Annotated in this window: 18 protein-coding genes; 10 read left to right on the forward strand and 8 right to left on the reverse strand. The window is 73.7% G+C overall.

Annotated features, from left to right (window positions below; translation table 11 throughout):
- Nucleotides 1–3 precede the first annotated feature (3 nt).
- Nucleotides 4–1,707, reverse strand: a complete 1,704-nt coding sequence (locus F1D97_RS08815) for an alpha-amylase family protein (protein WP_236120161.1) — start codon at nucleotides 1,705–1,707, stop codon at nucleotides 4–6.
- Nucleotides 1,704–2,735: a TIGR03885 family FMN-dependent LLM class oxidoreductase gene (locus tag F1D97_RS08820; RefSeq protein WP_236120162.1), complete on the reverse strand. Its 1,032-nt coding sequence runs from the start codon at nucleotides 2,733–2,735 to the stop codon at nucleotides 1,704–1,706. Before F1D97_RS08820 ends, F1D97_RS08815 begins: the two co-directional genes overlap by 4 nt.
- 110 nt (nucleotides 2,736–2,845) lie before the next feature.
- Here F1D97_RS08820 and F1D97_RS08825 point away from each other — a divergent pair, with 110 nt between their 5' ends.
- From F1D97_RS08825 to F1D97_RS08840, 4 genes are all read left to right on the forward strand, one after another.
- A complete protein-coding gene (locus F1D97_RS08825; RefSeq protein WP_236120163.1) occupies nucleotides 2,846–3,331 on the forward strand; it encodes an SRPBCC family protein in 486 nt (161 codons plus the stop codon).
- A gap of 102 nt (nucleotides 3,332–3,433) precedes the next feature.
- Nucleotides 3,434–4,918: an APC family permease gene (locus tag F1D97_RS08830; protein ID WP_236120164.1), complete on the forward strand. Its 1,485-nt coding sequence runs from the start codon at nucleotides 3,434–3,436 to the stop codon at nucleotides 4,916–4,918.
- A gap of 406 nt (nucleotides 4,919–5,324) precedes the next feature.
- Nucleotides 5,325–6,758, forward strand: a complete 1,434-nt coding sequence (locus F1D97_RS08835; RefSeq protein WP_236120165.1) for a dicarboxylate/amino acid:cation symporter — start codon at nucleotides 5,325–5,327, stop codon at nucleotides 6,756–6,758.
- A 189-nt stretch (nucleotides 6,759–6,947) separates the two neighbouring features.
- Nucleotides 6,948–8,363 (forward strand): HNH endonuclease signature motif containing protein, encoded by a 1,416-nt coding sequence (locus tag F1D97_RS08840; protein WP_236120166.1) that lies wholly within the window; start codon nucleotides 6,948–6,950, stop codon nucleotides 8,361–8,363.
- Between the two features lie 137 nt (nucleotides 8,364–8,500).
- Here the strand turns inward: F1D97_RS08840 and F1D97_RS08845 are convergent, their stop codons facing one another.
- Nucleotides 8,501–8,998 (reverse strand): HNH endonuclease, encoded by a 498-nt coding sequence (locus F1D97_RS08845; RefSeq protein WP_236120167.1) that lies wholly within the window; start codon nucleotides 8,996–8,998, stop codon nucleotides 8,501–8,503.
- 761 nt (nucleotides 8,999–9,759) lie between these two features.
- On the opposite strand from F1D97_RS08845, the gene F1D97_RS08850 reads away from it, so the two are divergent.
- Both F1D97_RS08850 and F1D97_RS08855 read left to right on the forward strand, forming a co-directional pair.
- Nucleotides 9,760–10,098, forward strand: a complete 339-nt coding sequence (locus F1D97_RS08850) for an STAS domain-containing protein (protein ID WP_236120168.1) — start codon at nucleotides 9,760–9,762, stop codon at nucleotides 10,096–10,098.
- A 265-nt stretch (nucleotides 10,099–10,363) separates the two neighbouring features.
- A complete protein-coding gene (locus F1D97_RS08855) occupies nucleotides 10,364–11,845 on the forward strand; it encodes an MATE family efflux transporter (protein ID WP_236120169.1) in 1,482 nt (493 codons plus the stop codon).
- A 25-nt stretch (nucleotides 11,846–11,870) separates the two neighbouring features.
- Here the strand turns inward: F1D97_RS08855 and F1D97_RS08860 are convergent, their stop codons facing one another.
- The 4 genes from F1D97_RS08860 to F1D97_RS08875 form a co-directional block, all read right to left on the reverse strand.
- Nucleotides 11,871–13,526 (reverse strand): ABC-F family ATP-binding cassette domain-containing protein, encoded by a 1,656-nt coding sequence (locus F1D97_RS08860; RefSeq protein ID WP_236120170.1) that lies wholly within the window; start codon nucleotides 13,524–13,526, stop codon nucleotides 11,871–11,873.
- A 209-nt stretch (nucleotides 13,527–13,735) separates the two neighbouring features.
- Nucleotides 13,736–14,758 carry a GmrSD restriction endonuclease domain-containing protein gene (locus F1D97_RS08865; protein WP_236120171.1) on the reverse strand — a complete coding sequence of 341 codons (1,023 nt, stop codon included), beginning with the start codon at nucleotides 14,756–14,758 and terminating at the stop codon, nucleotides 13,736–13,738.
- A gap of 55 nt (nucleotides 14,759–14,813) precedes the next feature.
- Complete coding sequence (gene dinB, locus F1D97_RS08870; RefSeq protein ID WP_236120172.1) at nucleotides 14,814–16,058, reverse strand: DNA polymerase IV; 1,245 nt, start codon at nucleotides 16,056–16,058, stop codon at nucleotides 14,814–14,816.
- A gap of 103 nt (nucleotides 16,059–16,161) precedes the next feature.
- The gene (locus F1D97_RS08875) at nucleotides 16,162–18,090 is read right to left on the reverse strand and encodes a DUF4914 family protein (protein ID WP_236120173.1); all 1,929 of its coding nucleotides are present in this window, start codon (nucleotides 18,088–18,090) and stop codon (nucleotides 16,162–16,164) included.
- Nucleotides 18,091–18,303: 213 nt separating this feature from the next.
- Between F1D97_RS08875 and F1D97_RS08880 the strand changes: the two genes are divergently transcribed.
- A complete protein-coding gene (locus tag F1D97_RS08880; protein ID WP_236123545.1) occupies nucleotides 18,304–19,662 on the forward strand; it encodes a glycoside hydrolase family 32 protein in 1,359 nt (452 codons plus the stop codon).
- A gap of 10 nt (nucleotides 19,663–19,672) precedes the next feature.
- Here the strand turns inward: F1D97_RS08880 and F1D97_RS08885 are convergent, their stop codons facing one another.
- Nucleotides 19,673–21,340, reverse strand: a complete 1,668-nt coding sequence (locus F1D97_RS08885; protein ID WP_236120174.1) for a hypothetical protein — start codon at nucleotides 21,338–21,340, stop codon at nucleotides 19,673–19,675.
- A gap of 133 nt (nucleotides 21,341–21,473) precedes the next feature.
- On the opposite strand from F1D97_RS08885, the gene F1D97_RS08890 reads away from it, so the two are divergent.
- From F1D97_RS08890 to F1D97_RS08900, 3 genes are read left to right on the forward strand one after another with little or no spacing between them, the layout of a single operon-like run.
- Nucleotides 21,474–22,949: a glutamate synthase subunit beta gene (locus tag F1D97_RS08890; protein WP_236120175.1), complete on the forward strand. Its 1,476-nt coding sequence runs from the start codon at nucleotides 21,474–21,476 to the stop codon at nucleotides 22,947–22,949.
- Between the two features lie 60 nt (nucleotides 22,950–23,009).
- Nucleotides 23,010–23,330 carry a DUF1905 domain-containing protein gene (locus tag F1D97_RS08895; RefSeq protein WP_236120176.1) on the forward strand — a complete coding sequence of 107 codons (321 nt, stop codon included), beginning with the start codon at nucleotides 23,010–23,012 and terminating at the stop codon, nucleotides 23,328–23,330.
- A gap of 54 nt (nucleotides 23,331–23,384) precedes the next feature.
- The gene (locus F1D97_RS08900; RefSeq protein WP_236120177.1) at nucleotides 23,385–24,146 is read left to right on the forward strand and encodes an alpha/beta hydrolase; all 762 of its coding nucleotides are present in this window, start codon (nucleotides 23,385–23,387) and stop codon (nucleotides 24,144–24,146) included.
- The last annotated feature ends 11 nt before the right edge of the window (nucleotides 24,147–24,157 follow it).

Here is a 24,157-nt window from a genome sequence, read left to right on the forward strand (position 1 = left end):
GGCCTAGACCAACCTGCGCTCCGTCTCGTGGACGACGCGCAGCCAGCGGTAGCCGAACCCCGGCAGCTCGAGCTCGACGCGGCCGCGCTCGTCGACGACGGTCTCGGCCGTCTCCAGCAGGTCGACGAGCCGCACCGGCGCACCCTCGCCCGAGCAGTCGTGCAGCTCGAGCGGCACGACCACGGGCTCGGGCGCGAGGTTGTGCAGCGCGACCATCGACCCGTCGTCCCACGTCGAGCGGTGCGCCAGCACCGCGTCGTGCGGCTGGTCGAGGATCTCGACCTCCCGTGCCCAGCCGAGCTCGGGGCTCTCCCGGTACCGCCGCACCAGGAGCCGGACGAACGCCAGCAGCGAGTCGGGGTCGAGCCGCTGCGCCGCGACGTTGACGTGCGCGGGACCGTACCCGTCCTCGACCACCGGTCCGGGCAGGCGCGACGGTGCCGCGCGGCTGAACCCGCCGTTGCGCTCGTCCGTCCACTGCATCGGTGTGCGCACCGCCAAGCGGCCCTCGGCGGCGAGGTTCTCGCCCATGCCGATCTCCTCGCCGTAGAACAGCACGGGCGTGCCGGGCAGCGAGAACAGCAGCGAGTAGACCATCCGGACGCGGCGCGGGTCGCCGTCGAGCATCGTCGGCAGCCGGCGTCGCAGGCCGCGGCCGTACAGCTGCATGTCCTCGTCGGGACCGAACGCCGCGAACACCTCCGCACGCTCGTCGTCGGACAGCTTGTCGAGCGTCAGCTCGTCGTGGTTGCGCACGAACGTCGCCCACTGCGCGTCGCGCGGGATCGTCGGGCGTGCGGCGAGCGTCGCTGCCAGGGGGCGGGCGTCGCGCCGCGCGAGAGACAGGTAGAGCTGCTGCATCGCGACGAAGTCGAACTGCAGCGTGAGCTCGGTCCCGTCGGCGGTGCCGTCGCCGTCGTCGTCGCCGAAGAACAGACGCTGCTGGTCGTACGGCAGGTTCACCTCGCCCATGAGCACCGCGTCGCCCGACCGCCGCGACAGGAACGAGCGCAGGTCGCGCAGGTAGTCGTGGGGGTCCTGCAGGTCGTCGCCCGGATGCTTGGCGGTGTCCTCCAGGAAGAACGGCACCGCGTCGACGCGGAAGCCCGACAGGCCCAGCTGCATCCAGTAGCCGACGACCTTCGCGATCTCGTCGCGCACCCGCGGGTTCGCGGTGTTGAGATCCGGCTGGTGCCGGTAGAAGCGGTGGCGGTACCACTCGCCGGTCGCCTCGTCGAGCGTCCAGATCCCCGACTCCTGGTCGGGGAACACCACCTGGTCGCTCGTGTCCGGCGGCTTCGTCGCGCTCCAGACGTAGTAGTCGCGGTACGGGGAGTCCTTGCTGCGCCGGGCGGAACGGAACCACGGGTGGCGGTCGCTCGTGTGGTTCACGACGAGGTCGGCGATGACCCGGATGCCGCGGTCGCGCGCGGTGCGGATCATCCGCACGAGGTCGCCGACGTCGCCGAGGCGCGGGTCGACACCGAGGAAGTCGGTGATGTCGTAGCCGTCGTCGCGGTCGGCCGTCGGGTAGAACGGCATGAGCCACAGGCACGTCACGCCCAGGTCCGCGAGGTGGTCGATGCGCTGCGTCAGGCCCTGCAGGTCACCGACGCCGTCGTCGTCCCAGTCCATGAACGTCTCGACGTCCAGGCAGTAGATCACCGCGGTCTTCCACCACAGGTCCCCGGTCTCGCGGATCCTCACGCCGACACCTCCCGCAGCATCGGCAGCAGGTGCTCGCCGGCCATGTCGAGGAACCGGTCCAGCGTCGCGTCGCGCGGCGTCGCCGTCGCGTCCGCGCTCGGGTGCTTGTCGTCCGACGGGCGCGGGTCGGTGGCCACCTGGTGCACGTACACGGCGTCGAACCCGATCCCGACGAGCGCGGCCAGCCGCTCGGCGAGGCGAGCCGGGTCGTGCTCGACGAGCACGCTCGCGCGCACCGCGTCGTCGGACACGTGCGGCGCGAGCGAGTCGAACGCCTCCGGGGTGTCCAGGTCCCACGCGAGCGGCGGGCCGAACACCTGCACGCCCCACTGCTCGCGCGCCACCGCGAGCGCCTCCGCCGGGTCGGGCGACCAGCTCACGTGCACCTGCAGCGCCACAGTCCCGCGCCCGCCCGCGTCCCGGTACGCGCCGACGACCTCGCGCAGCCGGTCCGGCGGCTGGTTCACCGTCACCAGGCCGTCCGCCCACCGCGCGTGCGCCGCGGCCGTCGCGGGGGAGACCGCCGGACCGATCAGCGCGGGCGGCTCGTCGGGCAGCGTCCACAGCTTCGCGCGGTCCACGCGGACCAGACCGTCGTGCGACACCTCCTCGCCCGCGAGCAGCGCCCGGATCACCGCAACCGACTCCCGCAGCCGTGCGTCGCGCTCGTGCTTGGGCGGCCACCGGTCGCCCGTGACGTGCTCGTTGACATTCTCACCCGACCCGAGCGCGACCCAGAACCGGCCCGGGAACATCGCGGCGAGCGTCGCCGCCGCCTGCGCCACGATCACCGGGTGGTACCGCTGACCCGGCGCGTTCACCACGCCGAACGGCAGGCTCGTCGTCGCGAGCGCGGCACCCAGCCACGACCACGCGAAACCCGAGTGCCCCTGCGTCGCGCTCCACGGAGCGACGTGGTCGGAGCACATCCCCGCGTCGAAGCCGACCTCCTGCGCGCGCTGCGCAGCGGAGAGCAGCCGTCCGGGATGGACCTGCTCGTGCGAGTGATGGAACCCGATCGTCACCATGGTCGTCGTTCCTACCTGCACTCGTCCGGTTTCGCGCGTCGAGAGCGTCCCGGTCGCGGCCGCACGGCCCGGGACGCACGATGGACCCCACCCGGACGGACCCAACCCAGATGGACCCACCCACGGGCACCGGCGGCGACGAAGGGGGAACGATGATCACGGTCGTACGACGCATGGACTGCGCACCCGCCGCGGTGCTCGACGTCCTCGCCGACGGCTGGAGCTACGTCGCATGGGTCGTCGGGGCGTCCCGGATCCGGTCGGTCAGCCCCGACTGGCCCGCGGAGGGTGCGCGGATCGAGCACTCCGTCGGGCTGTGGCCCGCGCTGCTCGACGACGTGACCGACGTGAAGGCGTGGGACCCCGAGAACGGCATCGACCTCGTCGCGCGCGGCTGGCCCGCCGGCGAGGCGGCCGTGTCGATCCGGGTCAAGGCACGGCCCGACGGGTGCGTCGTCCGCATCGACGAAGACGTCGTCGCCGGCCCCGGCACCCTCGTCCCGCGTCCCCTGCGCGCCGCGGTGCTGCGCGCCCGTAACACCGAGACCCTGCGGCGCCTGTCGTACCTCGCCGAGCGCCGCACCTCGTCGGACTAGCACGTCCGTCGCGACGAATCACGACAACTGTCGCGCATCGGTTGGGCTGCTGGGCCAGACTGGCTCGCATCCGGCGGGGTGGCACGGGCGAGGGGACGGCGCATGAGCTTGCTGCGGACGAAGACGATCGAGCAGTCGCTGGCCGACGCGGACGAGCCGGAGTACCAGCTCAAGAAGTCGCTCGGCGCGCTCGACCTCGTCGTGTTCGGTGTCGGCGTCGTCATCGGCGCGGGGATCTTCACGCTCACGGGCCGCGCGGCGCACGAGACCGCCGGACCGGCGATCGTCCTGTCGTTCGTCGTCGCGGCGGTCTGCTGCGGGCTCGCCGCCATGTGCTACGCCGAGTTCGCTTCGACCGTGCCGGTGTCCGGGTCGGCGTACACGTTCAGCTACGCGAGCCTCGGCGAGCTGCTCGCGTGGATCGTCGGGTGGGACCTGCTGCTCGAGATGTTCCTCGGCGCGAGCGTGGTCGCGCAGGGGTGGAGCGCCTACCTCGGGACGTTCCTGTCGCAGGTCGGGTACGACATCCCGGAGTCGATCGCGTACGGCGGGGTGGTCGACGTGCCGGCCGTGCTGCTGATCCTCGTGCTCGGCGGGCTCATCACGATCGGCATCAAGGAGTCCATGCGGGTCAACCTCGTGCTCGTCGGGATCAAGCTGTTCATCGTGCTGTTCGTGATCTTCGCGGGCATCCAGTTCGTCTCGACGGCCAACTACGACCCGTTCATCCCGGAGTCGCAGGCCACCGAGTCGACGTCGGGCCTCACGCAGCCGCTGCTGCAGGCGATGCTCGGCATCGAGCCTGCGGCGTTCGGCGTGGGCGGGATCTTCGCGGGCGCGGCGCTCGTGTTCTTCGCGTACATCGGGTTCGACGTGGTCGCGACGACCGCGGAGGAGACGCGCAACCCCAAGCGGGACCTCCCGATCGGGATCATCGGCTCGCTGCTCATCTGCACGGTCCTGTACTGCGCGGTCGCGCTCGTCGTCACCGGGATGGTGCCGTACGACGAGCTGTCGCCCGAGGCGGCGCTGGCGAACGCGTTCGAGGTGCACGGGCAGAACTGGATGGCCACGGTCATCTCGGCCGGTGCGGTCGCGGGCCTGACGACCGTCGTGCTGACGCTCATGATCGGCGCGTCCCGCGTGATGTTCGCCATGAGCCGCGACCACCTGCTGCCGCCCGGTCTCGCGAAGGTCCACACCACGTTCCGCACGCCGTGGGTCATCACGGCCGTCGTCACGGCGGTGTGTGCGGTCGTCGCCGGGCTGACGCCCGTGGGCGTCCTCGAGGAGATGGTCAACATCGGGACGCTGTCCGCGTTCGTCCTGGTGAGCATCGGCGTGATCGTCCTGCGGCGGACGCGGCCGGACCTGCCCCGGGCGTTCCGGGTGCCGTGGGTCCCCGTGCTGCCGATCGCCTCGGCCGCGATCTGCCTCTACCTCGCGCTCAACCTGCCGGTCGAGACCTGGCTCCGGTTCGTGGTCTGGCTGGCGATCGGGTTCGTCATCTACTTCGCGTACTCGCGCGGCCACTCGCGGGTGGGGAAGGCCGCCGCATCGGCGGACACGCCGGTTCGCCCGGGCTGACCTGGCCATTTGATGGGATGAATCGGGCGACGTACACTCGTCAGGCGCTGTCAATCCCGACAGGGATGACGACGCGCAGTCCCGACGAGTTCTCGACGAACTCCCGTCCCCCGAGGAGCTGCTCCGCGTGAGCGCGTGGAACCTGACCGAGCGCCGTGCCGTCGACCTGTCCCTGGTCGCCAGCGCGCTCTGTCGCCGCGCCCGGAGCTGTTGAGCCGTCCCGGCTCCCTCGTCCGCGCGCCGGCCTGACGTCGCGCCGCAGGACCGCGCCGACCCCGTCGGCTGACCGTCGTCCGCCGTGCCCTCGCACGGCCTCCGCACCCTCGTCGGGCCCCCTCCCGCCCCGGGTGACGTCCCCCTGATCGCGTCACGACGCGCGTCGTCGTGCGCCCTCGAAAGGTCACACGTGTCCGACACGACCATCCAGCAGCCCGCACGCAAGCGGCTGCGGTTCCCGTCCTTCACCGTCCAGGTGGTGCTCGGCCTCGCGCTCGGCGTGCTGCTCGGCTGGATCGCCCTGCAGGTGGGCCCCGTCGCGGACGGGTCCGCGAACTGGCTGACGACCACGCTCGAGACCATCGGCTCGTCGTTCGTCACCCTGCTCAAGGCGATCGTCCCGCCGCTCGTGTTCCTCGCGATCGTCGCGTCCATCGCGAACCTGCGGCACGTCACCAACGCCGCGCGCCTCGCCGGGCAGACGCTGCTGTGGTTCGCCATCACCGCGGCGATCTCCGTGGCCGTCGGCATCGGGCTCGGTCTGCTGTTCCAGCCGGGCTCTCGCTCCACGCTCGACCCGGCCACCGGCTCCGAGCCCGCCAAGACCGGCTCCTGGATCGACTTCCTCAACGGCCTGATCCCCGGCAACTTCCTCGGCCTCGGCGCCTCCACGCAGGTCGAGGACGGCGCAGCGACCACGTCGATCTCGTTCAACGTCCTCCAGATCGTCGTCGTCGCGCTCGTCGTCGGGATCGCCGCCCTGCGCTCCGGGAAGGCCGCCGAGCCGTTCCTCGCGTTCAACCGCTCCGCGCTCGCCGTCGTCCAGAAGGTGCTGTGGTGGGTCATCCGCCTCGCACCGCTCGGCACGCTCGGCCTCATCGGCAAGGCCGTCGCCACCTACGGGTGGGACCTGCTCTCGCCGCTCGCGACCTACGCCGCCGCGATCTACACCGGCCTGCTCGTCGTGCTGCTCGTCGTGTACCCCGTGATCCTGCGCGCCCACGGCCTGCACGTCCTGTCGTTCTTCCGCGGCGCCTGGCCCGCCATCCAGCTCGCGTTCGTCTCGCGGTCCTCGGTCGGGACGCTCCCCGTGACGCAGCGCGTCACCGAGCGGAACCTCGGCGTGCCGTCGTCCTACGCCTCGTTCGCCGTGCCGCTCGGCGCGACCACGAAGATGGACGGTTGCGCCTCGATCTACCCGGCCATCTCCGCGATCTTCGTCGCGCAGATCTTCGGGGTCGACCTCTCGGTCACCGACTACCTGCTCATCGCGTTCGTGTCCGTCGTCGGGTCCGCCGCGACCGCCGGGCTCACGGGGGCCGTCGTGATGCTCACGCTGACGCTCTCGACGCTCGGCCTGCCGCTCGCCGGGGTCGGCCTGCTGCTCGCGATCGACCCGATCCTCGACATGGGCCGCACCGCGGTGAACGTCGCCGGGCAGGCGCTCGTGCCGACCGTCGTCGCCCGGCGGGAGGGGATCCTCGACCTCGAGCGGTACCGGTCCGCGTCGGTGGAGGACCTGTTCTCCGACGACGAGCCCGCGTCGGTGGCCTCGGCGCCCGTCGAGGCGTCCGTCGACGCCGAGTCGACCCGTGCGTCGCGGGAGCCGGTCGCCGTGGCCTGACCTCGCCACGGTCTCTCCCGACGAGGGCCCCGATCGCATCCGTGCGGTCGGGGCCCTCGCGCATACCGGGGTGACGCCTGGTGAAACCGGTCATCCACAGATGTCGCAGGGGGCCTTGCGTGACTGCTTGACGATGGAACACTTGTTCGAGTCCAGTCGGAGTCGAGGGTGGTGGGGTGGATGGGTGTCGTGCTGGAAGCGCCCACGCGCGTGCTCGGCCCCGGGCGGACGCTCGTCGAGTGGCCGTTCCACCCGCCTCGGTTCCCGCGGGCCGGTGCGACCGCCTCCGAGCTCGCGGTGCTCCTCGACGCCGCTCCCGTCGGCGACGCCGACGACGTGGACCTGCTCGAGCAGGTCGTCGGGTGGCAACAGCTGATCGGGGTGGCGCTCGCCGCCCAGGCGCGTGCCGTGCGCGAGCTCGTCGCGCGCGGCCACGACGCGATGGGGTCGCTCTCCGACGAGATCGCCGCCGTGCTCGCCAGCAGCCGCACCGCGGCGCAGGTGCTCGTGTCCCGGGCTGCTGGACTCGGCGAGCTGCCCGCCGTCGAGACCGCGCTGCGTGACGGCGCGATGGACACCCGAAAGGTCGACGTGGTGCTCGACGAGCTCGCCTCGCTCGTCGTCGGGACGGATGCGCTGCCCGATCGCGACGCCGTCGACGCCGCCGCCGGCGCGGTGGCGCAGGTCGCTGCGGAACAGGCCGGCGACCTGACCCCGACGCAGCTGCGGCGGCTCGTGCGCCGCGAGATCATCGCAGCCGACCCCGCCGCCTCACGCGAACGGGCGCGGCGCGCGCTCGAGCAGCGACGAGTCGAGACCGGATGGGCGCCCGACGGCATGGCGTGGGTCTCCGCCTTCCTGCCCGCTCCCGACGCCATGCTCGTGCGCGCCGTGCTCGACGCGGCGACCGAGGGCGGGGACGCGCACGACCAGCGGTCGCGTGACCAGCGGCGAGCCGACGTGTTCGTCTCCGTGTTCCGCACGATCGCCGACCAGGGCTCGCTGCCGTGCGGCGCGCTCGTGCCCGCCAGGCGAGGCGCCGTGCCCCATGTCCAGGTCACGGTCGCCGCCTCGACGCTGCTGGGCCTCGACGAGAACCCCGCCGAGCTCGCCGGCTACGGGCCGCTGCCCGCCGACATCGCCCGGCACGTGGCCGAGGACGCCACCTGGCGACGCCTGCTGACCGACCCCGTCGACGGCACGCTCGTCGAACGGTCCACCCGCGCCTACCGCCCGGGCCGCGTGCTCGGCGGCCACGTGTCGGCTCGGGACCAGACGTGCACGTTCCCCGGGTGCGTCCGGCCGGCCTCGACGTGCGAGCTCGACCACGTCGAGCCATGGCGCGGGTCTCGGGGCGACGCCCCGCCGAGCGGAGACCCGCCCCCCACACGCGCCGACAACCTCCAGCCGCTGTGCAAAGGCCATCACGACCTCAAGACGCAGGGGCTGTGGAAAGCGCGACGCGACCTCGACGGCGGTGGGGTGGAGTGGACCTCCCACCTGGGCGTCCGCTACCTCGTCCGCCCGCAGCCCGTCCTCCCGGAGGCGCGGGACCCCGGTGACGGAAGGCGCCGGCTCGGACACGGCGGGGCCTCGCCCGACTAGCGCGGTCGTGTCGCGTACAGGTGGATCGGCCATGGCGTCGCGCCGACGTCGCGGGTGCGCGACCACTACGTCGCGCCGACGTCGCGGGTGCGCGACCCATGCGCCGCGCCGACGACGCGGGGTGCTCGACCTCTGCGTCAGGTGGAGGCGACGAGATCCTTCCAGCGGCGTCGGGAGGACTCGTGGTGCTCGGCGAGCAGGTCCGTCGACGGTCGGAGGTCGACCGGGACCTGCACGGGTGCGGCATCCAGGCGACCGAGCCCGGGGTACCGCTCGAGGAGCGGCGGCGCCACGACGGATCGCCACGTCAGCGGGTCGATCGTCACCAGGAGACGGTCGAACAACCGGTGCACGTCCGCGCGGAGGAGCAGGCCCCCGTCGACGTGGTGCTCGCCCCGGTCGGCATACGAGTACAGGTGTGCGGCGTCGAGGATCTCCCGCGGCTGCTCCCCGGTGACGGCGCAGGTGGTGCCGAACCGCGCGAACATCGCGTCGCGGAAGCGCGCCTGACCGACCCGCTGCCGCACGACCACGTCGACGTGCCCGCCCGGCAGCTCGACGTCCGACGCGAGCAGCTCGAGCTGGAGCATCCCCTCGACATCGCTGTGGAACGCGAGCATCTCGACCGCGCGCACGGGGTCGAGTCGGCGGATCGCGTTCTGTCGATCCCGGCCCTGGTAGACGCTCTCGAGTGCGCGGACGGGAGCGGTCGAGGCGAGGGGTGACCACCAGGCTCCGTAGCTCGCGGAGAAGACCGTGACCTCCTTCAGCTCCGTCCGGGGCTCGTCGAACTCTGCCTTGCAGTCGTTGCACCGGTATCGCGGGAGTGCTCGCTTGCGTTCCGAGAGGTCGGCCGAACGGCATCGGACGCAGCGCCGCATCGGCTTCTGGTCCGCGCGCGTCGTGATCTCGTCCTCGATCCCGATCCCAGGACCAGGTGCCCGTCGCGCAGGACGAGCACGTCACCGACCGACACCTGCGTGCTGTTCACGACGTGGGAGTCGTACTCGTACCGCGTGCCCAGGACGTCGCCGTAGAGGTTGGCCAGGGGGTCCGTGGCCCGTGTGAAGCAGCTCCAGAAGCTCCGGTCGGGTGACCCGAGGAGCTCGGCGAGGTGTGACGGGGCGGCTGCCACGTGTCGAGCTCAGCACGCGCGGGCGACGCCGGCAAGGAACGGCGCGGCGCTTCACCCGACGCGATGTCGGACCTGTCCGGGAACATCCGGTGCGTGCGAGGAGTTGAGCAGGTGTCGGCGTCGGTCGCGCATGCGTGTGACCGGCGTCGCGGCCGTTCCGATGGCGGTGCGGCGGCGAGCGCGTACTCTCGCAGCGGCCGTGACCGTGGTCGACGGCGAGAGGACCTGGCCCTGGGGGCCGACGACGGACGAGGAGACGATGTGGTCGCTGCGGGAGAGATCCGCGTCGAGGCCGAGCCCGGTCTCACGGTCGTCCGGATGGTCGGGGAGATCGACGTCGCGCTGCGTGAGCAGGCGAGCAGTTCGATGGTCGCGGCGCTCACGGGCGACGGGGCGATCGTCGTCGACGCGTCGGACGTGACGTTCATCGACTCGTCCGGCCTGGCGTTCGTCATGCAGCTGCTGCGCGCCGCGCGCGAGGCGGGCATCGCGGTGTCGCTGCGCGACCCGAGCCGCGCGGTGCGCGACGTGCTGGAGATCGTGGGGGCGGCGTCGCTCCTTCCTGAGTCCGACGACGAGGTTGCCGCGCCCGTCGGCTGAGCGCCGGCCGAGTTCGCGCCCGTTCGGCTCCGTGCTCACGGGGCGGGTGGCGCGAGTCGGGCGATCGCGGCCCGCTCGACCTGGTGCGCTTGTCGCGTGCGCGACATCCCAGGTCGTGGAGTCGAATCGTTGCGACAATAGCGGTCGCGGGCGCTAGGATCACGCCGGTCGAATCGATCCGATCCTGCTCGACGGTCGCGCGGGACGGGATCGCGCCGACCCAGCCCTCGCCCGCACGACTCACACCCCGGAGCGCTGTTCTCCCATGGCCAAGGTCCTCACGACCGGCCGCCCCTGGCGCGTCATCCTCGTCTTCTGCATCCCGCTGCTGATCGGCAACGTCGTCCAGCAGCTCTACCAGGTCGCCGACGCCCTCGTCGTGGGGCGCACGCTCGGCGTCGACTCGCTCGCGTCCGTCGGGGCGGTGGGCGGCCTGCTGTTCCTGCTGTTCGGTCTCGCGTGGGGCATGACCTCGGGGTTCGCGATCCCCACCGCGCAGGCGTTCGGCGCCGGCGACCCGGCCGCGGTCCGTCGCTCGGTCGCCACGGGGACCGTGCTGACCGCGGTCGCGAGCGTCGTGATCTCGGTCGCCGCCCTGCTCCTGGCGGGCCCGGCGCTGCGACTCCTGCAGACGCCGCCCGAGCTGTACGACGAGGCGTACACGTTCGCGTGGGTGAGCTTCGCCGGCGCCGCGTCGACGATGTTCTACAACTACCTCGCCTCGGTGATCCGTGCGATCGGCGACTCGCGCACGCCGCTCGCGTTCCTCGCGCTGAGCTGCGGGCTCAACATCGTCCTCGTCCTCGTGCTCGTCGGGCTCGCCGGCCGGGGCGTCGGCGGTGCCGCGCTCGCGACCGTCATCTCGCAGGCCGTGTCCGTGGTGCTCTGCCTCAGCTACGTCCGCCGGCGCGTCCCTGTGCTGCACGTCGGCCGGGCGGACTTCCGGCTGCGGCGCACCGACGTGACCGAGCACCTGCGGCTGGGGATCCCGCTGGGCTTCCAGTCGTCGGTCATCGCGATCGGGACGCTCGTGGTGCAGCTGCGCCTCAACGAGCTCGGCGCGGACGCCGTCGCCGCGTACACGACCGCGGCCCGGGTCGACGGGCTCGCGGTCGCCCTTCTCGCGTCGCTCGGCCTCGCGGTGTCGACGTTCGCCGCGCAGAACCTCGGCGCCGGACGGGGCGACCGGATCCGTCGCGGCGTCGTCCAGGGCGTGTGGATGTCGCTGGCCGGCGCGCTCGTGCTGGCGGTCGTGCTCATCGCGTTCGGGGCGCAGCTCGTCGAGCTGTTCGTCGGACCCGGCGAGCACGAGGTCGTGGAGATGGCGGCGCTGTTCCTCACGGTCAACGGCGGGATGTACGTCGTGCTCGGGGTCCTGTTCGTGCTGCGTGGCGCGCTGCAGGGGATCGGGCAGGCCGCGGTCCCGACGCTCACGGGCGTGGTCGAGCTCGTCATGCGTGTCGGCGCCGCGCTCGCCCTCGGGGCGACCTTCGGGTACGCGGGCGTGGTGTGGAGCAACCCGCTCGCGTGGCTCGGGGCTGTGCTCCTGCTGATCCCCGCGTACATGAAGGCGCACCGGGCGTTGGCAGCCGTCGTACCGGCAGCATCGTCGGGCGGGGCCCCCGACGTCGAGCCCGTCCTGGTGGAGGGGCCCGCGGAGGGGTCGCTCGTCGTGGAGGCCGTCCTCCCGCTCCCACGCGCACCCGAGCAGGACGCGTCCGACGACGTCCCGCTGCCCATGCGCTAGCGGTCGGGGCAGCGGGACGGCGCGGTCACGACGACAGGGCGACCTCGCGCAGCGCGCCGTCACGCCCGAGCTCAAGCACGCGGTCCAGGCCGAGCCGGCCGAGGAAGTGCTCGTCGTGGCTCACGACGAGCAGCGCTCCGCGGTACGCGCCGAGCGCGCCGACGAGCTGGTCGACCGTGGTGAGGTCGAGGTCGTTCGTCGGCTCGTCGAGGACGAGCAGCTGCGGCGTGGGGTCGGCGAGCAGCAGCCGTGCGAGCGCGACCCGGAACCGCTCGCCCCCGGAGAGCGTCCCGACCGGCCGGTGCACGGTGTCCCCGCGCAGCAGCAGCCGCGCGAGGCGGTTGCGCAGCTCGCGGTCGGGCACGGCGGGGGCCGCCGCGCCGACGAGCGTCAGGGCGCTCTCGTCGTCGTCCAGGTGCCACGACCGTTGCGGCAGGTAGCCGACGAGGTGCGTGAACCGGCGCACGCGCTCGGGGTCGACCGGCACGCCGGGCCGGTCCACCGCGGTGCCGACGAGCAGCTCGAGCAGCGTCGTCTTGCCCACGCCGTTCGCACCGACGATGCCGAGCCGCTCGGGTCCCTGCACCCGCACGACACCCCCCGCGACCTCGGGCGCACCGGGCAGCTCGGCGATGCGCCGACCGCGCGGCACGTCCGGGTCGGGGAGGTCGAGATGCACGGCCTCGTCGTCACGCAGCCGGGCCGCGGCCGCGTCCGCCGCCGCGCGGCTCGTCGCGAGACGTTCGTCCATCGTCCGCCGGTGGCGGCCGGCCGTGACCTCGGACTTCGCGGCCCACGCGTTGAGGACGATCGGCGCCGCCTTCGCGTTGGCTGCCATCGTCCTGCCCTGCCGTGCCCGGCGCGCGAGCTTCGTCTCGGCCTCGACGCGCTGCCGCTTCTCGACCTTGACCTGCTGCTCTGCGGCACGCACGGCGCGCGCCGCCGCGGCCTGCTCGGTCTCGAGCCGGGACCGCCACGACGAGTACGACCCGCCGTGCACGGACAGCCGGTGCGCGTAGAGCTCGGCGATCTCGTCCATCTCGTCGAGCAGCGCGACGTCGTGGGACACCACGACGAGCGCGCCGGGCCACGTGCGCAGCTGCTCGCGCAGCGCCGCACGCGCGTCGCGGTCGAGGTTGTTGGTCGGCTCGTCGAGCAGCGTGACCGCCGCCCGCCGCAGGCGCAGACCGGCGACCGCGACGAGCACGGCCTCGCCGCCCGATAGCGACGCGGACGCCCGGTCCAGGTCGCGGGCCTCGAGCCCGATCGGGTGCAGGGCGTCGGCCGCGCGGGACTCCACGTCCCACGCGTCGCCGACCGTCTCGAAGTGCTGCTCGGCGGTGTCGCCGGACTCGATCGCGCGCAGCGCGGCGAGCGGCGGGCCGACGCCCAGCAGGTCGGCGACGGTCGACGTGGTGTCGAGCGCGACGTGCTGCGGGAGGTACGCGACGTCGCCCGCGACGACGACCGTGCCTGCGGTCGGCGTGAGGCGGCCCGCCGCCAAACGCAGCAGGGTCGACTTGCCGGAGCCGTTGGCGCCGAGCAGACCCGTGCGGCCGGGGCCGAACGACCCCGTGACGTCGTCGAGCGTGACCGCGCCGTCCGGGTGGACGAACCTGACGTCGGTGAACGTGACGCTGGAGCGCGCGTGGGCGCGCGCGGAGGTGGTGGGCGTGGACATACGAGCTCCCGGGGTTCGACGTGTGCGCGAACCCGGTGCCCTCGCCGACGCGGCGGGGCCCTCGGGTCAGCGCGGCTGGTGCGGCGCGAACCGGGTGCCCGTCATGATCACCACCTAGGTCGACGACAAGGACGGCCGAGGCTCGCACGAGCGGGACACCGCGGGCCAGCGAATAACTCGAACCATGGCGGCGTCCGTCGCGAGCCGCCTTACTCGCAGGCGATCCCGTCGCCGTCGCCGTCGAGCCCGGCGCGGTAGCCCGGGTCGCCCGCGTGCAGGGGCGCGGCGCCCGCAGCGCGTGCCTCCGCGCAGCTCGCGAAGGGACCCTCGGGCGCGACCGTCGCGGCGGGGAGAGGGCTCGGCCCGGGGGTCCGCCGCGGCGTGACCGTGCTGACCGGCGGGAGGGGCTCGTCGGGGCACGTGTGCAGCACGCGCGCGATGGCGTCCCGCTCCGCCGTGGTCACCCACAGCCCGTACGCGTGCTTCACCGCGACCTGCCGCGCCACGTACGCGCAGCGGTACCCGCGGGCGGGTGGCAGCCAGGTGGCCGCGTCGCCCGAGCCCTTCGCGGAGTTCAGCCCGCCGTCGACGGCCAGCAGGTTGAGCGGGTCGTTGGCGAACGCCTGACGCGTCTCCTCGTCCCAGCGCTGCGCGCCCTTCTGCCACGCGTCGGCGAGCGCGACGACGTGGTCGACCTGCACCGCGGCGGACGTCGCCGCGCCTCGCTCGAACGGGATCGTCGCGCCGGAGTACGGGTCGACGAGGGTGCCCGCGCGCACCACGCACCCGCCGGGGCGCAGCACCGCGTCGTTGAGGTCGCGGCGCAGGATGTCATTGCGCGTGTCGCAGCCGTTGCGGTCCGCGTCGACGGCCCGGTAGCCGAACTCGTCGCGGTCGTAGCCGGTCAGGGGTGCGCGGCCCTTGACGGCGAGTGCGTCGAGGGCGGCGAGTGCTGTGTCGTGGTTCGCCGGCTGGGTGGCGGTCGACTGGGTGGCGGTCGGGTCGGTGGCGGCGGGGTCGGCCGTGGCAGGGTTGGTGGGCGCTGGATCGGCGGTCGCTGTCGCGACGGTCGGCGTCGGCGTGCTCGTGGCGGCATCCGGTGCGCCCGGGTGGGACCCGGCGAGCCCGACGTCGGCACACCCGGCGGCGGTGACCGCGGCGAGCAGCGCTCCGACGAGCAGACCCGTGGCGGCCCGCGCGCGCGACGTCCGCCCTGCCCTCCTGCCGCGCACCCGTCCCCGACCTCTCGACGCCCGGCGCGCTCACGCCCGCGCGCCACCCACCAGATCATCGACGCCGCCGCCCACCGTCGTGAGCAGGCGCGCGCGCCGACCTCGTCACGTCGTCCAGCTGAGGCGCCTCGAAGCCGTCGCCGACGACGAGCAGGCTCGCGCGCCGCACGGCGCGTGAGCCGAACCGGTCCGCGAGCGAGTCGACGGCGCGGTCGAGGGAGTCGTGCGCGGGACCGAGCGGCAGCGGCGGCTGCACGACGGCGTCGCCGGCCAGGCCGGTGAGCGCGACCCCGACGAGCGTGATCCCGCGCGTCGAGACGAGGTCCCGCGCGGCCTCCAGCAGCCCGAGCGCCGCGTCGCGCAGCTCGTCGCCCGACGCGGTGCCGAACGCGAGCGTGCGGGACCGCGTCGCACGAGTGAAGTCCGCGAAGCGCAGCCGCAGCACGACGGTCCGTGCGGTGAGGTGCCCCGCGCGCAGCCGACGGCACACGCGGTCGACGAGGCCGAGCAGCGCGGCGCGGACGGCGTCGGGGGAGTGCGGACCGCGCCCGAGGGCGCGCTGGGCGCCGACCGAGCCGCGCGTCCGGTCGGTGACGACGCGCGCCGGTGTCCGGCCGTGCACGACGGCGAACAGGTGCGACCCGGCCGCGGGTCCGAGCAGGCCGCGCAGCACGCGCTCGTCGAGCGCCGCGACGTCGCCGGCCGTGCGCAGCCCGTACCCGCGCAGCTTCGTCGCGGTGCTCTCGCCGACGCCCCACAGGGTCTCGACGGGCAGCGGCGCGAGGAACGCGTCCTCCGCGTCGGGCTCGACGAGCAGCAGCCCGTCGGGCTTGGCGACCCGGCTGGCGACCTTCGCGAGGAACGGCGTGCGCGCGACGCCGACGGTGATCGGCAGCCCCACCTCGTCGCGGACCCGGGCCCGCACGCGCGCGGCGTGCTCGACGGGTGTGGTCGTGTCGGCGCGCCGCAGCCCGCGCACGTCGAGGAAGGCCTCGTCGATCGACACGCCCTGCACCTGCGGCGTCACGTCCCGGAAGATCGCGAACACGTCGCGGCTCGCCTCGACGTACGCGTCGAACCGCGGCCGGACGACGATCAGGTCGGGGCACAGGCCGCGCGCCTGGCGACCGCCCATCGCGGTGCGCACGCCGCGCCGCTTCGCCTCGTAGGACGCGGCGAGCACGACCCCGCCACCGACGGCGACCGGCCGGCCCCGCAGGCGCGGGTCGTCGCGCTGCTCGACCGACGCGTAGAACGCGTCGAGGTCGGCGTGCAGGATCGTCGCGCACCCTGTGTCCACGAACGCATGTTCGACCCGACCGCCCACACGCGCCAGGGGCAGGTCGGGCAGAGCGAGGTGGCGGCGGGGGACACGTCGATGGACCCCGCCGCCACCCCGGGTCTCAGAGGTGCATCGGCGTGAGCGCCTCGTAGTCCTCGACCGAGCCGTCCTTGAGCACCACGTCGATGATCGCCCGGCCGAGCGGGTCGAGGTCGTCGGTGAGGTACTGCTCGAGCTCGGAGCGGAAGAACGCCGAGATGATGCGCGCACCCTCGTCGTACGCCTCGACGCCCACCTGGGACTGCATCTCGGGTGCGAGCCACGTGGGCCGCACGAGCTGCCCGTCGAGCTTCATCTCGCGCAGCGTGTAGCCGAACAGCGGGCAGCGCGCGGGCGTGAGCTGGTCGCGCCGCACCCGGCCACCGCCGCGACGGGCGAGGTACTCGCGCGTCATCCACTCGGCCGCGAAGCCGACCTGGTAGGCGCCGATGTGCTGGTTCGGCGTGAGGACGTACCGCGTGCGGTGCGCGTCGACGAGCTGACGCAGCAGCAGGTTCGCAGCCTCGACCTTGGTGCCGGTCGAGAACGGCCAGTACGACCCGACGCCCTCGGACACCATGCCGCCGTGCTTGATGGTCTTGCGCTCGGACGCGGACTCGCCGATCGACGGGTTCTTGTCGCCGCGCGGCGCGATGAGGCGCCACACCCACGCGAGGGCCGGCGGGACGAAGTGCGTGACGCCCATGATCCCGTAGGTCGGGTTCTCGCGGGTGCACGCGGGCATCCGGACGCCGAACGTGCGGACGTCGACGTGCTCGGGCTTCGACACGACGTTGCGGATCATCGAGCGGTCGATCACGACGCGCGGGTTGGGGCACGGCTTGCCGTTCGAGTCGAGCGTGTGCTCCCACGGCAGGACGGTCGAGTCGGGCACGCCCGCGATGTTGAAGAACACGAGCGGCTTGTCGGGGTGGATGCAGGCACGCTCGAAGTTCGGGTCCTCGCCGTACGCGCGCATGTTGTCGACGCGCACGAACCAGCCGGCCTCGGCGTCGGCGATGACGAGCCGCCCGTCGTTGTCCTGCAGCGACGAGTGGCACAGCGTCATGTCGTCGGTGACGGGGGCGAGCGCGCTCGACTCGGCGAGCGTGATGACGTACGGCTCATTGGTGACGACGTTGGTGCCGAGCAGGATGCGACCGTCCTCCTGGCGGCGGAACTCCTGGCACATCTCGGACTTGCCGCCGCCCGAGGCGCCCTCGTGCATGACGACGGTCTCGTTGTCGTACGGCGTGGTGACCCGCACCGACGAGGCGTGCGCGGTGATCCAGCCCTCGCGCTCGCCGATGTCGAGCAGCACGGAGAACACGCCCTTCTTGGCGCTCGGCCCCGGGTAGAGGTTGTACGCGAAGACCTCGTGCAGGTCGGGCGTGCGGTCGTGCACGACGACCTGGCGGCCGTGGAACGCGGTGTGCCGGAACGGCGGCGCGACGTACAGGATCGAGCGCGGGGCGAACTCGCCGTGCTGCTCCGTCAGCTCCTCGAACGTGACCCAGCCCTGCAGGTCGACGAGCGCGAGCGCGAAGAACGCGGCGTTGACGGGGACGAGCGCGAGGGACGGGTAGCCGAACGTGGGGCCGCCGGCCTTGAAGGGGACGACGACGAGGTCCTGGCGGCCGAGCCACTCGAGCGTCGCGGACTTGGTCGGTGCGAACTCCTCGCCGAAGACGTCGCGGTAGCGCGGCTTGTCGGTGGGCAGGTCGTCGGCGATGCGCATGCAGTCGGGGTCGCGCCGACGCATGTAGTCCTCGGGGTAGTTCACCGCGATGCCGTTGCGGCAGCGCGTGACCGTGGCCTCGACGATCCTGCGCACGCCCTCGTCGGTCTCGACGTCGTAGGCGACCTCGTGGATCGGCCCGCCCACGGGACCGAGCGTGAGCCGGTACAGCTCCTCGCGCGTCTGCGGGACGAGCACGCGCGGGCTCGCGTCGAGCGCGGCGCGCACGGCGGGCGGCAGGTGGACGGCGGACAGGGCCGAGAGGGTGTCCACGGGTGCTCCCTTCGTCGAGGACCGCCCGGGGAGCCCGACGAGGTCGGGCGCGACAACACCGGTACACGGTCCGCACTTGACTCGGAGATTACGTGGCGCGGATCGGGGCGAAGTGGGACCTGGGTCACAGGCGCGCCCGTTCCCGCAGGTCGGCCTACTGTGACTCGCAGCGGCACCGCCGGCGGACGCCGTCCACGAGAGGGGGTGGCGACGATGCCCTGGCCCGTCGCGCACTTCACCACCGGTCGGACCTGGATGAACGACCCCAACGGGCTGGTCCACCGCGACGGCGTGTGGCACCTGTTCCTGCAGCACAACCCGCACGGCGACGACTGGGGCTCGATCGGGTGGGGGCACGCCACGTCGCGCGACCTCGTGACGTGGCGGTGGGAGGGGCACCCGCTGCCCGCGACCGCGGACGCCATGGCGTTCAGCGGGTGCGTCGTGTCCGACCCGCTCGACACCGCCGGGTTCGCGCGGGACGACGACGGGCCCTGCGGGCCGATGGTCGCCGTGTTCACGAGCCACCACGAGCCCGGCTCGCCGCGGGCGGGCACCGAGACGCAGTCGCTCGCGGTCAGCCACGACGAGGGGCGGACGTTCACGCGGTGGTCCGGCAACCCCGTGATCGACGTGGGCCGCCAGGACTCGCGCGACCCCCAGGTCCGCTGGGACGCCGACGCCGGGCACTGGCGCATGGCGCTCGCGGACCCGCGCGGGCGGCGCGTCGAGCTGTGGACCTCGCCGGACCTGCGCACGTGGGAGATGGTGTCGACGTTCGGGCCGCAGGGCTCGGTCGAGGGGCAGTGGGAGTGCCCGGACCTGGTGCGGATGCCCGTGGCGGGCGCGGGCGGCGACGGGACGGCGTGGGTGCTGCTCGTCAACGTCGACCGCGGCGGACCCGCAGGAGGGGGCTCCGCGACGCAGTACATGGTCGGCGACTTCGACGGCACCACGTTCACCGCGGCGCACGACGAGGTGCGCTGGCTCGACCACGGGCACGACCACTACGCCGCCGTGACGTTCGCCGACGCCCCCGGCGGCCGCGCGGTGTCGCTCGGCTGGGCCGGGTCGTGGCTGTACGCGCGCGACCTGCGCGACGAGCCCTGGGGCGCGACCATGACCCTCGCGCGCGACCTCGAGCTCGTCCCGGCGGACCCGGGGTCCGAGGTGCGCTCGCCGGCCGACCTCGTCGTGCGCTCGACCCCGGTGCTACCCGCCGGCCCGCTGCCCGCAGGCCCTCTGCCCGGCGTGGCGGTCCACCGCGTGGACGTCGCGGCCGGGAGCGCCCGCGAGCTCGCGCTGCACGCCGCCGGCGACCCCGCGTTGCGCCTCGAGCTGCGGGTCGAGCGGGATGCGGGGCAGCGCGTGCTCGTCGTCGACCGCGCGCGCTGCTCCCCGGCCGCGATCCCGCCCGCGTACCACCGCACGGTCGTCGCGCTGCCCGACCGGGACGTCGACCTGCTCGTCGTCGCGGACGCGGGCCTCGTCGAGGTGTTCGCCGACGAGGGGCGTGTCGCGGTGACGGAGCAGGTGACGCGCCGGGCGGTGCTGAGCGAGCTCGCGGGCTGACGCCCATTCCTCACCCGTCGGCGGGTCCCACCGTGTCCGCGCGGACGCCGAGGAACGTCGGCCCACCCTTCTCCGGGACCAGGACGGCCACCGCGAGCACCTGGTGCAGGTCCAGCGAGCCGTGCCGGCCAGGCTGCCCGACCGCACGCGCGAACGCCTCGTCGCTGAACGCGAGCGTCGCTCCGACGTCCGTCGCCGCGTGCGTGTAGTCGACGCTGTACGTCGCGGTGACGAGCACGCCGCCGTCGACCGCCGCGACCTTCGGCGCGCCGTCACCCGGGTCGCTCGGGTCGTCGCCCGACCCGACCGCGCGGACCGCCGCGTGGATGAGCCGGGAGGTCTCGCCGTCGCCGACGATCTGCTCGCGCAGCTCCTGGAGGTCCTCGGGCACGGTGAGGTCGCCCTTCTCGCCGGTCTCGAGGTAGGCCGCCACCTGGTCCGACACCGCCTGCGCCCGCTTGACCTGCGCGGGGGTCGGCTGCGACGCCGCCCCGGGTGCGAGCGCGTGGAGCTCGGCGTCCTCGAGCGTGAGGTGCGTGCTCATGCGCCACGGGTCGAGCACGCCGTCCCGTTCGTACACGAGCAGCGCGCGCTGCGGCTTCTTCGCGTCGGCCTCGGCGAGCGTGCCGGTGACCGCGAACCACATGGGGTACTGCGTGAAGGCGGGCGCGACGAGCGAGTCCTTCTCGGGCGTCGTCGTCAGGGCCGTGCCCGGGGCCTTCGGCTCGCCGCTCTCCTTCGCGTACCGCGTGTCGTGCAGGTCGGTGCGCAGGATCACGCCGCGGTCCGCGGACGCCCAGCCCTTCGGGTCGTGCTCGCGCGACGCGAGGTCGATGGCCGCGTTGTTGCGCTCGTCGTAGGACGCCAGCGCCGCGGCGAGGTCCTCGCGCTCGATCCCGGGCCGGGTGATCTCCGGTGTCGAGACGCGCTGCGGGATCGCCGCGCAGCCCGCGAGGGCGACGACCGACACGGCGGGCACGACCCACCGCAGCGGGCGGTGCGCGGTGCGCAGGCGGGCGCCGACGGGCTCGGTCGTCGGCGTCGTGGGCTCGTCCACGGCCGAGGCGGCCCGCGCCTGCGCCCGCTCGCGCCGACGACGCCGACCGCGCGCGAGGAACGGCAGCGAGAGCAGGGCGAGCCCGACGACCGCCGCGACGACCCCGGCGACGAACGCGTGCGCGACGACGATCCCGAACGTCACCGAGACGGTCCCGCGCTCGCCCGCGGCGAGCACGACGACGCTCGTCGGCGTCCCGTCGAGCTCGAGCGTGAGCGACTGCGGCCCCTTGCCGTGCGCGGAGCGGTCCCAGAAGTCGGCCGACGACGCCGCGGCGGCGGGCTGCGGCGCGCTGCCGCGGACCGTCCCGGTACCGCCGTCCTGCGGCGTGACCGTCGTGACGCGCAGCTGCCGGGTGTCGGCCAGGTAGCTGTCGACGTCGATCGGGTTCCCGGTGCCGACGAACACCGCGCCGCCCGAGCTGCGGGCGGTGACACGCAGCGTGGCGTCGCGGTACCCGAGCAGGTCCGGGACGGTCGACGCCGCCCGCACGCCGCTCGGCAGCGAGGTCGCGGGGGCGTCCGCCGTGTCGTCGGGTCCGAAGACGACGGCGACGGCGGAGCCGACGACGAGGAGCAGGCCGCCGAGCACGGCGGCGAGGACGAGGAGCGTTCGACGCATGAGGTTCCCCCTGGTTGATGGTCGACGCCGGACCTTAGCCGGGATGAAAGCCGCGGATCGGGCGTTGTCCACAGGGGTGCGATCGGGACCTTCGGCGCGTCTCGCCGCCCGGTCCCGGGTCTACGGTCCGGCCATGGCCGATCCCCGTGGGTTCCTGCGCACGCGTGAGCGCGAGCTCCCGTGCGACCGCCCGGTCCCGGTCCGGATCCTCGACTGGGCGGAGGTGCACCGGCACCCGACGGGCGAGCCTGACGCGCTCGCGGTGCTGCACCGCCAGGCCGGACGGTGCATGGACTGCGGCGTGCCGTTCTGCCACCACGCGTGCCCGCTGGGGAACCTGGTCCCGGAGTGGAACGACCTCACGTGGCGGGCGCAGTGGCGCGACGCGTCGGACCGCCTGCACCAGACCAACAACTTCCCGGAGGTCACGGGGCGGGTGTGTCCCGCGCCGTGCGAGTCGGGGTGCGTGCTGGGCATCAACCAGGCGCCCGTGACCATCCGGAACGTCGAGCTGTCGATCGTCGAGGAAGCGTTCCACCGTGGCCTCGTCACGCCCGCGGTGCCGCAGCGCATGACCGGTCGCACGGTCGCGGTGGTCGGCTCGGGTCCCGCGGGGCTCGCCGCGGCGCAGCAGCTCACGCGCGTCGGCCACACCGTCACGGTGTACGAGCGCGCGCCCGCGCCCGGCGGCCTGATGCGCTTCGGCATCCCGGAGTACAAGCTGCCCGCGGCGGTGCTCGAGCGGCGCTTGGACGTCATGCGCGCCGAGGGCACGGTGTTCCGGTGCGGGGTGGAGGTCGGCCGCGACATCGGGGGCGACGAGCTGCGGCTGCGGCACGACGCGGTCGTCGTGACCGTGGGCTCGACGGTCCCGCGCGACCTCGACGTCCCGGGACGCGAGCTGCGCGGCGTGATGCCCGCGATGGACTACCTGGTGCCCGCGAACCACGCGGCCGTGGGCGAGCCGCTGCCGGGTGCGCCCGTCGCGACGGGGCTCGACGTCGTGGTCGTCGGCGGTGGCGACACGGGTGCGGACTGCGTCGGGACCGCCGTGCGGCAGGGGGCGCGATCGATCACGCAGCTCGAGATCATGCCGCCCGCTCCGCACGAGCGCCCGTCGGACCAGCCGTGGCCGACGTACCCGACGGTGTTCAAGATCTCGACGTCGCACGAGGAGGGCGGCGAGCGGCTGTTCGCCGTGAGCACCACCGAGCTCGTCGGGGACGACGACGGGCGCGTGGCCGGCCTGGCGCTCGTGGACGTGCGACGCGGTGACGACGGCGCGTTCGTCCCGGTGCCCGGCACGCGGCGCGTGCTGCCCGCGCAGCTCGTGCTGCTGGCGCTCGGTTTCACCGGGCCGGAGCGCGGTTCGCTCGCCGACGAGCTCGGGCTCGAGGTCGGCCCGCGCGGCGCGTTCGTGCGTGCCGACGACTTCACCACGGGCACGCCCGGCGTGTTCGTCGCCGGGGACTGCGGGCGCGGGCAGTCGCTCGTCGTGTGGGCGATCGCGGAGGGCCGCGCGGTCGCCGCGTCGGTGGACCGGCACCTGACCGGGAGCACGCAGCTGTCCGCGCCGATCGCGGCGAGCACGGTCGCGATGCGCGCCTGACCTGCCCGCGCGGTCGGCCCGGCGCGGTGCGTGTCGGACCCGCGCGGCATGATCGGGGCCGTGGACGTCGAGTTCGAGACCCGGTTGCGTCTGTGGGACGCGCGCAAGCACGACTCGTGGACCTTCGCCGACCTGCCGACCGACGTGGCGGACGACATTGCGGACGTCGTCGAAGGGTCGTCGCGCGGGTTCGGTTCGGTCCGCGTCGAGGCGACCATCGGGACGACGACGTGGCGCACGTCGATCTTCCCGGGAGCCGAGACGTACGTGCTGCCCGTCAAGGCCGCGGTGCGGCGCAAGGAGTCCGTCGAGGCGGGTGACCTGGCGCGCATCCACCTGCGGCTCGTCGACGTGGACGGCGCGCCCGACCGGCTGGGCTGACCGGGGCGTCCGCACGCGCATGGCAGGCTGGGGCTCTCGACCCGGAGGTCCGCGATGGCGCTGCTCACCTGCCACTTCTTCTCCGACGCGCTGCGCGTCAGCACGGCGGTCACCGTCGTCCTCCCGCAGGCCACGCAGGCCCAGATCGGGATGCGAGGCGTCGCGGACGACGCGCCGCCGCCGGTGCTGTACCTCCTGCACGGCCTGAGCGACGACGAGACGATCTGGACCCGTCGGACGTCGATCGAGCGGTACGCGGCACGTCACGGTGTCGCTGTCGTGATGCCGCGCGGCGGGCGCTCGTTCTACGCCGACGAGGTGCACGGCGGCGCGTACTGGACGCACCTGACCGCCGAGCTGCCGGCGGTCGTCGCGTCGTTCTTCCGGGTCTCGACGCGTCGGGAGGACACGTTCGTCGCGGGGCTGTCGATGGGTGGCTACGGCGCGTTCAAGTGGGCGCTGCGCCACCCGGAGCGGTTCGCGGCGGCGGTTTCGCTGTCCGGCGCGCTGGACGTGGTGAGCGACGCGCACCTGTGGGACGAGGAGGTGCCGCAGGTGTGGGGCGGGCAGGTGCCCGGCCCGGGCGACGACCTGATCGGCCTGGTCGAGCAGGCCGACCCGGCCACGCTGCCGGCGCTGTACGTCTCGTGCGGCGCCGAGGACTTCCTGCACGGCGCGAACCTCCGCTGGCTGGAGGCCGCGCGTGTGCGGGGGGTCGAGGTCACCACCGACGTCGACGGTCCCGGCGACCACGACTGGGAGTACTGGGACGCGAAGATCCAGGACGTGCTGGAGTGGCTGCCGTTGCGGGGCTGAGTCCCTGGGCC

It is taken from the genome of Cellulomonas palmilytica (assembly GCF_021590045.1).
Classification (GTDB): Bacteria; Actinomycetota; Actinomycetes; order Actinomycetales; family Cellulomonadaceae; genus Cellulomonas; species Cellulomonas palmilytica.